The following is a 12,185-nucleotide window of genomic DNA, read 5'->3' as shown; positions in this document are numbered from 1 at the left end:
GGGACCGGGCTGTTCGGTCAACCGTTTGGCGTGACTTACTGCTTGTTTTCGTCGGCCTGGCCGAGAGCCTTGGCGCCGCTGTTCGCGATCGCGCCGGTTGCCGTCGTATCGACGGATCTGTCTTCGATGCCCGCATAATAGTCGCCGCGGCTGGTCGTGCTCGCGGAGACACCGGTGCCGGCGGAAGCTTCGGCGCGGCCGGTGAAGAGCGGCGTGGAGCTCACACCCTCATAGTAGCTGCCGCCGGCCACAGCGGCCGACGCGCCGCCAAGCATGGCGGCCGCAACGAGGATCGCGGCAATGGACTTCTTCATAGATCGGTTCCTTGGTGGAGATAGACGGTGGGGCTAAGCCCCGCCTGGGCGCTTGGGAGGTCGCCTCATAGGATCATGGCAATGATCAATCAAATCCCTCGAAAGAGGGTGCGGGGGGAGAAACCCGCACCCCTTCTTCGTCGCGGTTAGCGCGAAATACCCTGATAGTATTCACCTTCGCCGCCGATCACGCTCTTCGGCGCAACGCCGTAGTTGACGACCGAGCCGGTGCGTGTGCTGTCAACATAGCCAGCTTCCGAATTGCCGATGGTGAAGGAGGTCTTGCCGGTGACGGCAGGCGTGCGCTCGGTGTACAGCGGCGTCGGGCTGACGCCTTCGTAGTAGCTGCCGCCGGCGAAGGCAGCGGAGGCGCCACCGAGGATAGCGGTTGCAACGAGAGCGGCGGAAAGAGCGGTCTGGATTGCAGTTTTCATGATCTTCACTCCTGGGAGGCTCGTTCACATGAACGAGGTTTCAGCTAAATTGTCCGTGGCCGGATCGGTCGTCCCTCTAAACGCGGGGCCCTTGCCGATGGCGTTCAGTCGATCGAGGCCGGTCAGAAGAGCGTTCCCCGCCCTTCCGTTTATGAGATGGTCCCTCACGATGAGGATGTGTAGTATCGATTGACGGAACGCCTTGTTCAAAAATCGATAACAATGACCCCTTGAAATCGCGAACGGTCACAAGAGGGTAGCCAAGGCGGATGCGGTCGAGGCCGCGCCTCTTGCCTTCCCGGACGAGTCCGGGCAAAAGGCCGCAATGATCCAGATTTCCGGCCTTTCCGCCCGCATCGCGGGACGTCTCCTCATCGAAAATGCATCCGTGACGCTTCCGGCGGGCACGAAGGCCGGGCTCGTGGGCCGCAACGGTGCCGGCAAATCGACGCTGTTTCGCATCATCACCGGCGAGTTCGCGTCCGAGGCCGGAAGCGTCTCATTGCCGAAGAACGCCCGCATCGGCCAGGTGGCGCAGGAAGCGCCCGGCACCGAGGAACCGCTGATCGAGATCGTGCTCAAGGCCGACAAGGAACGCACCGCGCTGGTCACCGAAGCCGAGACCGCAACCGATCCGCACCGCATCGCCGAGATCCAGACACGGCTTGCCGATATCGGCGCCCACTCGGCCGAAGCGCGCGCCGCGAGCATTCTCGCCGGCCTCGGTTTCGATCATGAAGCGCAATTGCGCCCAGCCTCCTCCTTCTCCGGCGGCTGGCGAATGCGCGTTGCGCTCGCGGGCGTGCTCTTCTCCGAGCCGGACCTGTTGCTGCTGGACGAGCCGACCAACTATCTCGACCTCGAAGGCACGCTCTGGCTTGAGGACTACATTCGCCGCTATCCGCACACGGTCATCATCATCAGCCACGACCGCGATCTGCTGAACACCGCGGTCAACGCCATCGTGCATCTCGACCAGAAGAAGCTTACCTTCTATCGCGGACCCTATGACCAGTTCGAGCGGCAGAAGGCGGAGGCCGACGAGCTGCAGATGAAGGCGAAAGCCAAGAACGATGCGGCGCGAAAACACCTGCAGAGCTTCATCGACCGCTTCAAGGCCAAGGCCACCAAGGCCCGCCAGGCGCAAAGCCGCGTGAAGGCACTTGAGCGCATGGGCACGATTGCGGCGGTGATCGAGGATCACGTCCAGGGCTTCTCCTTCCCCGATCCGGAGAAGGAAGCGGCTTCGCCGATCATCGCCGTCACCGGCGGTACCGTTGGCTACGAGCCCGGCAAGCCGATCCTCAAGCGGCTGAACCTCAGGATCGATACCGACGACCGCATCGCGCTGCTCGGCTCCAACGGCAACGGCAAATCCACCTTCGCCAAGTTCATCTCCGGACGGCTGGCGCCGGAGGCGGGCGAATTGAAGATCGCGCCGAACCTCAAGGTCGGTTTCTTCGCCCAGCACCAGCTCGACGATCTGATCCCCAGCCAGAGCGCCGTCGAACATGTGCGCCGGCGCATGCCCGAAGCACCCGAAGCGAAGGTTCGTTCACGCGTAGCACAGATGGGGCTTGCGACCGAAAAGATGGAAACGCCCGCCAAGGATCTTTCGGGCGGCGAAAAGGCCCGCCTATTGATGGGCCTTGCCGCCTTCGACGCTCCGAACCTCTTGATCCTCGACGAGCCGACCAACCACCTCGACATCGACAGCCGCAACGCGCTGATCACCGCGCTCAACGACTACTCCGGCGCCGTGATCCTGATCTCGCACGATCGCCACCTGATCGAGGCGACCGCCGACCGGCTGTGGCTGGTGCGGGATGGAACGGTGACGAGCTACGACGGCGATCTCGAAGACTATCGCAGCCTGATCGTCGGCGGTCCGAAGCCTAAGGACGACAAGGCCAAGCCGAACGGAGCCGACGACAGTCTTTCAAAGGCAGACCAGCGCAAGGTCAACGCCGACAAGCGCGCTTCGCTGGCGCCGCTCCGCAAGAAGATCAATGAAATCGAATCCTTGACCGGAAAACTGGAGAAACTGATTCAGGCACTTGATGTGGAACTGGCCGATCCGGTGCTCTACGAAAAGTCGCCTGCGAAAGCCGCCCAGAAGGCCAAGGATCGCTCCGACGCGGCAGCGAAACTCGCTCACGCCGAAGAGCAATGGCTTGAGCTTTCTGCCGAGTATGAAGAGGCAATGGCCGGCTGACCGAAGCCTGCCCGCCGATCAGCCCAGTTCGAACGTAGTGATGCCGTAGATCCGTGCCAGCGGCAGCCCGGGGTCGGGCCCGCGATACATGCGCGCCGTCTCGAACACCGGCCGCAGATTGTAGCGATCGCAAAGCGCCTTGGCCGAGGCGTTCGGTTCGGGGATGTCGATGTAAATTTCGCTGCCGTTGACACCGGCGGCGAGCTTGCGAAAGACCAGATCGGCGCCGGTCTCGGTGTCGGAGAAGAGCGGTCCGATCTTGAACCCGTTTCGGCAAGCCCGGATCGTTCCATAGGCCGCGACCGCGCCGTCGCGCAGCAGCAGGACACTGCTCCGTCCATCGCTCGACTTCAGCCATTCGCGAAGGAACGCCTCGCGATGCGCCGGGACGAAGCGGCGGTCATACTCAGTGAGGAGCGGCATATGGATCGGCGCGACGTCCAAAAGATCGGCGCCGGGCGGCTCGACAACGTCGATGGTGCCGCCGTAGCGGATGTTCGCATGGGCATAAGTGAAGCCGGACCGGCGATAGTTTTCCTGCTGCGCGACCACGCCGTCGAGGCCGACGATGCGGTTCCCGGCGACGGCAATCGCCTGTTGCCAGAGTTGCCGACCGATCCCCTTGCCGCGGTGTTCCGGTCGCGTGATGTAGAAGCCGAGAAAAGCGTAGCTTTCGTTGTATCGCACCAGCGAGATGGCTCCGACCGGGCCGTCCTCTCCATCCGCTATCCAGTAGCCATCCGGATCGGCCGCCCAGAAGGGGCCGACATCACCGAGCCCGGGATTCCACCCCTCCTCGGCCGCCCACTCGATCATGATGTCGAGTTCGGCGCGGCTGGCACGACGGATTTGCTGCTGCATGGTTCACTCCTCTTGGGCGGTCAGGTCGCCCTATCGTCAGCCCGGTTGACGAGACGAAACGGCACGTCCGGTGGTAGAGCTAGCGCAGTGGCGTTCAGAGGGAATGATAACCTGTCGATTTCCCCGGCATTGATGGCATATGCTGGCGACGGACCGGCGGCGCTTGTCCCCCCTGCGCAATCTGCTACAAGAGCCGACAATAAGTCATACAAATCGAGCGGAACACTATGACCCCCATCAAAATTGCGATTGTCGGCGTCGGCAAAATCGTTCGCGACCAGCACCTGCCGGCGATCGCCAAGAACAGCGACTATCACCTGATCGCCGCTGCAAGCCGGCATGGCACGGTCGACGGCATCGACAACTTCAAATCGATCGAAGCGATGCTCGAAGCCGTGCCTGCGATCGAGGCCGTGTCGCTCTGCATGCCGCCGCAGTATCGCTATGAGGCGGCCCGCGCAGCACTCGACTCCGGCAAGCATGTGTTCCTGGAAAAGCCTCCGGGCGCCACCCTCAGCGAGGTGGCAGACCTCGAGGCGCTGGCGGCATCGAAGGGGCTGTCGCTGTTTGCAAGCTGGCATTCACGCTACGCGCCGGCCGTGGAAGCGGCAAAATCCTTCCTGGCCGCAACGACGATCAATGATGTCCAGGTCATCTGGAAGGAAGACGTGCGCCACTGGCACCCGAACCAGGAATGGATCTGGGCGGCGGGTGGCCTCGGCGTCTTCGATCCCGGCATCAACGCCCTTTCGATCGTCACCCACATTCTGCCGCGCCCACTGTTCGTGACCTCGGCCGTGCTCGAGTTCCCCGAGAATCGCGACGCGCCGATCGCTGCCAACATCACGTTTACGGACGGCAAGAAACTGCCGGTCTCCGCCGAATTCGACTGGCGCCAAACCGGCAAGCAGAGCTGGGACATCGTCGCCCGCACCGCGGCGGGCGAGATGGTGCTGTCCGAAGGCGGTGCCAAGCTCGCCGTCGACGGCAAGCTCGTGCATCAGGAACCGGAACAGGAATACCCGATGCTCTATCGGCGTTTCGCCGAGATCGTCAAAGCCGGACGGTCGGACGTCGATCTCGCGCCGCTGCGCCACGTTGCCGACGCCTTCATGCTCGGCAAGCGCAAGTTCGTCGAAGCGTTCCACGACTGATTTTCCAGACAGGCAAAGCCCGCGGTATCGGCCGCGGGCTTTGTTCGTCGCAACGCGTTGTAAACTCAGGCCTTCTTTTCCCACCGGCCGTCGCGGTTCTGCTGCCAGTAGGTGAGGTTGTGTCCCTCCCCCTTCAGCCGCTTCCAATGGGCGCGTGCGCCTTCAAGCTGATCCTGATCGTAGCCGTCGAACATGAAGACGATGCGCTCATAGGCCGAAACATCAGGCGGGCTGGCGCCATCGATGACGAAACGCACCGTCGCCCCATTCGCATTGCCTTCGTCGGCCACCAACAGCACCGGCTGATCGGCAGCGAAATCGCCGGCATCCGTGCCGTGCGGCAGGAAGCTCTCGTCGCGATAGACCCAAAGATGCGTGTCCAGCGCGTCGCGCCGCTCGGCGTCGATCGTCTGAACGGCCACCCGCCAGCCCCGCTCGACACTCTTGTCGAGCAACGGCGGCAGCGCGTCTTCGAGCTTCGATTCCGTCAGGTGATAGAACAGGATTTCGGTCATGCCGATCTCTTCCCGACTTTCGTCACGTCCGGCACGGCCGGTCAGGATTCGTAGCTCGCCCGCACCAGTTCATCGAGCAGCCTGACGCCGAAGCCCGAGCCCCAGGACTGGTTGACCTCATCCGTCGGCGCGCCCATGGCGGTACCGGCGATATCGAGATGCGCCCAGGGCGTATCCTTGACGAAACGCTTCAGGAACTGCGCCGCCGTCACCGCGCCGCCGTGGCGGCCGCCGGTGTTCTTCATGTCGGCGAACTTGCTGTCGATCATCTTGTCGTATTCCTTGCCGAGTGGCATGCGCCACAGGCGCTCCTGCGTCGCCATGCCTGCGGCAAGGAGCTGCCCGGCCAGACGGTCGTCGTTGGAGAACAGGCCGGCGTGATGGGTCGCAAGCGCAACCATGATGGCGCCGGTCAGCGTCGCAAGGTCGATGATTGCCTGCGGCTTGAAGCGGTCGTTGCAATACCAGAGCGCATCGCAGAGCACGAGACGGCCTTCGGCGTCCGTGTTGATCACTTCGATCGTCTGGCCGGACATCGACGTTACGATATCGCCGGGGCGCTGAGCGCTGCCGTCGGGCATGTTTTCCACAAGGCCGATGATGCCGATGGCGTTGACCTTCGCTTCACGCGCGGCCAGCACATGCATAAGGCCGGTGACGGCAGCCGCACCGCCCATGTCGCCCTTCATTTCCTCCATGCCGGCGGCCGGCTTGATCGAGATGCCGCCGCTGTCGAAGACGACGCCCTTGCCGACAAAGGCGAGCGGCCGCTCCTTGGCCTTGCCGCCCTTCCACTGCATGATCACGAGGCGCGGCGGTCGGGTCGACCCTTGGGCGACGCCGAGCAGCGCGCCCATGCCGAGCTTTTTCATTTCCTTTTCCGTGAGGATCTCCACCTCGACACCGAGCTTTTCCAGCTCCTTCGCCTTGGCGGCAAACTCGACCGGTCCCAGCACGTTCGCCGGCTCGTTCACCAGGTCGCGCGCCAGGAACACGCCTTCGGCCACCGCCTCTGCTGTGCCGAAAGCCTTCTTCGCGGCAATGACGGTACCGGTGACGATCGTGACCTTGGTCGGCTTGCCGGAGGACTTGGCGTCGTCATCGGCCTTCTTGGTCTTGTAACCGTCGAAGCTGTAGGCGTTCATCTCCATGCCGAGCGCGAAATCTGCGGCCGCCCTGCCGGTCACGTCGACCCCAGGCGCGTCGACGAATACGGTCACCTTGTCGACCGAGCCGAGTTTCGCCGCAACGGCGCCGCCGGCCTTCAGCCAATCGTGGTCCGAAAGCGCTTCCGCCTCTCCGAGGCCACACACAATGATTCGGTCAGCCGGCGAGCCATGCGGCGCAACGATATCGAGGCTGGAGAACGCCTTTCCGGTGAACTTCTTCACCTTGGCTGCCTTTGTCACGACGTCTTCCGGATCGGCGACATCCGCGCCGGCCGCGGCTCCGCCGCCCGACGTCTTGAGGAGCACGGCAACGCCGCCGCTCGGCCGGTGGGACTTGGCAAAGGTGAACTCGAACTTCATCGGCATTGAAAAACTCCGGGATATTTTCCTGTTTCCGTGCGCAGCCGGAGAATCGAAAGTAGCTTCCGAGAGCCGGGCGCCAGGGTAAGGTGATCTGGCCGCGACGCATCGGGACGACACGGCGAGGCTTATGACGATCCGCCCTGTTACCGGGCGGTTACAGTGGAAAATATTCGCAACATTCACCACCGTCAAAGCTGTGGCCGGCACCCTTCTCGCTTTTCAACCGCTTGGCAAGATGCCCCCAGATGTTTACATGCGGTTAACCGAGGTTCTTCGCCTTAAATTATCCCTGTTGCTTCACAATTTGAGCGACACGAAATAGCGGGTAAGAACCGGGCTTCGGTTTGGACCCGGGCAATGCCCGGTCCGACGCCGCCGCCGGACAGAAACATGAGCAGGATTTTGGACCGGACACGGGCATGAAGCTGATCGAACGCTACATCTTCCGGCGTGCCTTGGTCATGTTCCTCGCGACACTCCTGCCATTGCTCGGCATTGTGTGGACGACGCAGGCGCTTGCCAACGTCAACCTGGTCACCGACAGCGGCCAGTCGGTTCTGGCCTTCGCCAAGCTGGCAACCCTCATCCTGCCTTCGGTCATCCCGATCATCCTGCCCTTCGCACTGGTCATCGGCGTCACCCAGACCCTGACCACGATGAACACCGATTCGGAACTGACCGTGCTCAACGCCGCCGGCAGTTCGCGCATGGCCATCATCCGGCCGGTCATCTATCTGGCGGCGGCCCTGAGCGTCCTTTCCTTCGTGGTCGATAACTTCGTCGAGCCCTACTCGCGCGTTTCGGTACGCAAGATGCTGGCGACGGCAAACGCCGATCTTCTGTCGTCGGTCGTTCAGGAGAATTCGTTCCGCAAGGTTGCCGACGGGCTCTATGTTCAGGTTGGAGCGCGGCGCAGCGGCGGCGTATTGCAGGGCATCTTCGTTGCCGATTCACGCAATCCCGCCTTCGAGCTCGTCTATTACGCCCGCGAAGGCGCGGTGGATGAAAAGAGCTCCGCGCTGGTGATGAAGGACGGCGAGGTGCAGCGCAAACTGCCTGACGGCAGCGTCTCGATCATCAAGTTCGATTCCTATGCCTTCGACCTCGCCGACATGACCAGGACGACGCGCGAGGCGACGATCCGGGCGAAGGACCGCGACCTGGCCGGGCTTCTCAATCCCGACTCGGACGATCAGGTCTACAAGAACAATCCGCTTGCCTTCACAGCCGAGATCAACCGCCGCCTGACCGAGTGGACCTTTCCGCTGCTGTTCGGCCTGATCGCGCTGGTGTTCAGCAGCGATGCACGATCGCACCGGGAAGCGCGCGTCCATCCAATGGTGAGCGCGCTCGGAACGGCGCTGCTCATCCGCTGGATGACCTTCTATGCGGGCAACAGCGCCGAGGATTCCATTTGGTTCGTGCCGCTGATGTATATCGTACCGCTGGCAGCCGGTGGGCTCTGCATCCACCAGCTGGTGAGCAACAAACGTCTGGATATCCCGATGACCGGGCAGGAAAAGCTGCAGGATCTCCTGGTTCGCCTGCGCCTGGTGCGGCGTGACGCCGAGGGAGGGCAGCCGTCATGACTGGCACGCTCGGACGCTACTTCTTCATCCGCTATGTGATCACCACTTTCTGGTTCCTCGTCGGCATCTTCTCGCTGATCTTCATCATCGACTTCAGCGAGCAGGCGAGCCGCCTGGCGAACCTGCCGCACTATTCGATCACCGGCGCTCTGCTGATGACCGCCCTCCGTATCCCGCTGATCCTGCAGCAGACGATTCCGTTCGTGGCGCTGTTTTCGGCAATGGCGGCGCTGATCTCCCTCAACCGGCGCTACGAGCTGGTCGTGACCCGCGCCGCGGGTATCTCCGTCTGGCAGTTCCTGCGTCCCTTCGTCCTTGGCGCCTTCCTCTTCGGGGTGCTCGCTGTCGTTGCGCTCAACCCGCTAGCGGCCTGGGGAACGAAGCGTGGGGAGGCACTGCTGGCGGAATGGGGCGCCTCGCGATCCTCGGATGCCGGATCGATTCCGTGGCTGCGGCAGATCTACAACGGTACCGATACAATCATCGGCGCGCGCTCGGTCCAGGACAACGGTACGACGCTCCTCAACGTCACCGTCATCCACTTCGATCCACAGGGAACGATCATTCTGAGACAGGATGCGGCGTCCGCGAAACTCGAAGATGGTTACTGGCTTCTTAACGAAGTAACGGAAACGCGCAACGGGCAGCTGCCGCGCCGTTTGAAAACAGCACAACTCAGCACCAATCTGAAGGCTGAGTTTGTTCAGGAACGGCTTGCAAAGGCTGATTCCATTCAGTTTTTTGACCTGCCGGGCAAGATCGAAGTGGCTCGCTCCTTCGGTTTTTCAACCAATGGCATGGAAACCCAATTCCACTCGATGCTCTCGCTGCCGCTGCTTCTCGTCGCCATGACGCTGATAGCCGCTTGCGTGTCGCTCAAGTTTAGCCGGTTTAACCAATCTCGCTCCGTAATTCTCGGTGGCATCCTTTCAGGCTTCGTGCTTTATGTCGTCACCGTGCTTGTCAAAGCATTCGGGAGCAGCGGCATTGTGCCTCCTTTCGTTGCAGCCTGGTTGCCAGTTGTTGTAGCGATGGCGCTGGGCTCGACGATTCTTTTAAATCAGGAGGATGGCTAGTGGCGGTAGTGAACCGCAAACGCATGACGCTGATCAACGCTACCCTGCTTGCAGGCGTGGCGCTGCAGACACTTGCCATGGGAATGAGTGCGCCTGCGATGGCGCAGCAGACTTCGGACCGCCTCGATAAGCTGCGTCCGAACATGCCAGAAGACGCCAAGCTGCTTCTGTCCGCCAATGAGCTCGTCTACAACAAGGACGCCGAGAAGGTCATCGTGCGCGGCAACGTGCAGATCGACTACGGCGGCTACAAGATGGTGGCCCGTCAGGTCGAATACGACCAGAAGAATGGCCGCATCTATGCATCCGGGGAAATCCAGTTCGTCGAGCCGGGCGGCAATGTCGTCTATGCCGACAAGATGGACATCACCGACGATTTCGGCGACGGTTTCCTTGAACAGATGCGCATCGAAACCACCGATCTGACCCGTCTTGCCGCAACGAGCGGCGAGCGCCGGAACGGTGAAGAGTTCATCCTGAACGAGGCCGTCTACACGGCCTGCACGCCCTGCTCGACCAAGCCGGAGCATCGCTCGCTTTGGCATATCAAGGCACAGCGCGTCATTCAGAACGGGCGCACGCGGACGATTCGGCTTGAGAACGCCCGCTTCGAGCTCTTCGGCAAGCCTATCGCCTATATCCCGGTGATGGAGCTGCCCGACCATACGGTCAAGCGCAAGAGCGGCTTTCTGTTCCCGACGTTCCGCTCGGCCCAGAAGCTCGGCGTCGGCGTCGGCGTCCCCTACTATTGGGCGATCTCGCCCTACATGGATGCAACGGCAACCGTGACGGGCCTGACCCGGCAGGGCTTCCTGCTGGAGGGCGAGTTCCGTCAGCGGTTCCACAACGGCTTCCATACGCTGAACTTTGCCGGCATCAGCCAGCTCGACAAGGAAAAGTTCACGCCCGGCACGGTCGACGCGATGAAGACCAATCGCGGCATGATCGCGTCGAGGGCTGAATTCGAGATCAACCCGCGCTGGACGTTCGGCTGGAACGTCCTCGTCCAGTCGGACGCCAACTTCGCCAAGACCTACGAACTGTCGGACTTCGATGGCACGACCTACGTCAACCAGGCCTATCTGACCGGGCTCGGCAAGCGAAACTTCTTCGATCTGCGCGCCTTCTACTTCGACATTCAGGACGCGGACCCGAACAGCATCAAGGAAAATCAGCAGCCTACGGCTCAGGTGCTCGATTACTCCTACAAGGCGCCGCAACCCATCTTGGGCGGCGAGCTTTCGGCAACTGTCAACTTCACGAACGTCAAACGAAACCGGCTGGACCTCGAAACCGTCCCCGGTGTCGTCAATCGTTTCCGCGGCCTTGAGGGCACGACCCACCGCCTGACCGGCGAGCTTGAATGGAAGCGCATGTTCATTGCTCCCGGCGGTCTCGTGCTCACGCCGCTCCTTGCGGCGCGCGGCGATGCCCTCGGCCTCAACATGGACGCGCCGGGACCGCTCTACACCGGCGACTACGACAACAGCGACGCGGCGACGCGACGCATGTTGACCGCCGGTCTCGAAGCCCGTTACCCGATCCTGTTCGTCGGCGAAAACAGCAGCCACGTGCTTGAGCCGATCGCTCAGCTGTACGCGCGCCCTGATGAACAGGATGCCGGTGGCCTGCCGAACGAAGACGCCCAGAGCTTTGTGTTCGATGCGACCAACCTTTTCGACCGCGACAAGTTCTCTGGCTTCGACCGGGTCGAAGGTGGTACGCGCGCCAATGTCGGCTTCCGCTATACCGGTACCTTCGACAGTGGCTACGGCCTGCGCAGCATCGTCGGCCAATCCTTCCATCTCGGAGGCCTGAACTCCTTTGCAACCGACGACCTGGTGAAGGCCGGCGCGAATTCCGGTCTGGAAACCAAGAGCTCGGACTATGTTGCGATGTTCGGTATCGACGCACCGTCCGGCCTGATGGCGAGCCTCTCGGGCCGCCTCGACGAAAAGGATCTGGCACTGCGCCGTGCCGATGCGACCGTCGGGTATCTCGGCACGACGTGGCAGGCGGCGATGACCTATACGCGCATCGAAGCGCAGCCGCTTTATGGCTCGCAGGTGGACCAGGACGAAATCCAGACGGCGGCCGCCTACAAGTTCCATGACTACTGGTCGGTCTTTGGTGCCATCACTTACGACATCAACCAGGACGTCATCACGCGCAACGGCTTCGGCATCACCTACGACGATCAGGACACCCTGTTCTCGCTTGTCTACAAGCAGGAACGCGATACCGGCAGCACGCTGGCGAACGATTGGTCGATCGGCGCCAGAATCAGCTTCCGTACGCTCGGTGACGTGAATGTCGGCGACACCAAGTTCGAAGAGCTGGATTACTATTAAGATCATTGAAACGAGGGGGCGGAACGCGAAGTTCGCCCCCTCGCGCTATTTTGGGCTGCTCAAACGGTCTTGTCATCGTTTGGCCGCATGTATTATGCATTTCCTCCGACAAGATAAGGCAACGGCGCAAAGCCGGTAGGCGGA

The 12,185-nt window shown here is 62.0% G+C and carries 10 protein-coding genes; 5 read left to right on the top strand and 5 right to left on the bottom strand.

Annotated elements, in window-relative coordinates:
• Positions 1–35: 35 nt before the first annotated feature.
• Entirely contained in the window at positions 36–314 is a 279-nt protein-coding gene (locus V7S54_RS18245; RefSeq protein ID WP_065374500.1) for a hypothetical protein, read from the bottom strand.
• A 146-nt stretch (positions 315–460) separates the two neighbouring features.
• The gene (locus V7S54_RS18240; RefSeq protein ID WP_057252679.1) at positions 461–748 is read right to left on the bottom strand and encodes a hypothetical protein; all 288 of its coding nucleotides are present in this window, start codon (positions 746–748) and stop codon (positions 461–463) included.
• Positions 749–1,073: 325 nt separating this feature from the next.
• On the opposite strand from V7S54_RS18240, the gene V7S54_RS18235 reads away from it, so the two are divergent.
• Complete coding sequence (locus V7S54_RS18235; RefSeq protein WP_065374499.1) at positions 1,074–2,963, top strand: ABC-F family ATP-binding cassette domain-containing protein; 1,890 nt, start codon at positions 1,074–1,076, stop codon at positions 2,961–2,963.
• Between the two features lie 18 nt (positions 2,964–2,981).
• Here the strand turns inward: V7S54_RS18235 and V7S54_RS18230 are convergent, their stop codons facing one another.
• Positions 2,982–3,824, bottom strand: coding sequence for a GNAT family N-acetyltransferase (locus V7S54_RS18230; RefSeq protein ID WP_065374498.1), 843 nt, complete (start codon positions 3,822–3,824; stop codon positions 2,982–2,984).
• A gap of 227 nt (positions 3,825–4,051) precedes the next feature.
• Between V7S54_RS18230 and V7S54_RS18225 the strand changes: the two genes are divergently transcribed.
• The gene (locus V7S54_RS18225) at positions 4,052–4,978 is read left to right on the top strand and encodes a Gfo/Idh/MocA family protein (protein ID WP_065374497.1); all 927 of its coding nucleotides are present in this window, start codon (positions 4,052–4,054) and stop codon (positions 4,976–4,978) included.
• A 65-nt stretch (positions 4,979–5,043) separates the two neighbouring features.
• Here the strand turns inward: V7S54_RS18225 and V7S54_RS18220 are convergent, their stop codons facing one another.
• Complete coding sequence (locus tag V7S54_RS18220) at positions 5,044–5,493, bottom strand: DNA polymerase III subunit chi (protein WP_065374496.1); 450 nt, start codon at positions 5,491–5,493, stop codon at positions 5,044–5,046.
• Positions 5,494–5,534: 41 nt separating this feature from the next.
• A complete protein-coding gene (locus tag V7S54_RS18215; protein WP_065374495.1) occupies positions 5,535–7,028 on the bottom strand; it encodes a leucyl aminopeptidase in 1,494 nt (497 codons plus the stop codon).
• Positions 7,029–7,444: 416 nt separating this feature from the next.
• Here V7S54_RS18215 and lptF point away from each other — a divergent pair, with 416 nt between their 5' ends.
• The 3 genes from lptF to V7S54_RS18200 are packed head-to-tail and all read left to right on the top strand — an operon-like array spanning position 7,445 to position 12,041.
• Positions 7,445–8,614, top strand: coding sequence for an LPS export ABC transporter permease LptF (gene lptF / locus V7S54_RS18210; protein WP_065374649.1), 1,170 nt, complete (start codon positions 7,445–7,447; stop codon positions 8,612–8,614).
• Positions 8,611–9,690, top strand: a complete 1,080-nt coding sequence (gene lptG, locus V7S54_RS18205) for an LPS export ABC transporter permease LptG (RefSeq protein WP_065374493.1) — start codon at positions 8,611–8,613, stop codon at positions 9,688–9,690. The genes lptF and lptG overlap by 4 nt, the downstream gene beginning before the upstream one ends.
• On the top strand, positions 9,690–12,041 hold the full coding sequence (locus V7S54_RS18200) for an LPS-assembly protein LptD (RefSeq protein ID WP_065374492.1): 2,352 nt from the start codon (positions 9,690–9,692) through the stop codon (positions 12,039–12,041). The genes lptG and V7S54_RS18200 overlap by 1 nt, the downstream gene beginning before the upstream one ends.
• Positions 12,042–12,185 lie beyond the last annotated feature (144 nt).

Source organism: Ensifer sp. CCNWLY38, assembly GCF_037120565.1.
Lineage (GTDB): Bacteria > Pseudomonadota > Alphaproteobacteria > Rhizobiales > Rhizobiaceae > Ensifer > Ensifer adhaerens_H.
The sequence above is the reverse complement of the archived record's forward strand: the minus strand, read 5'-3'. Positions and strand labels throughout refer to the sequence as shown.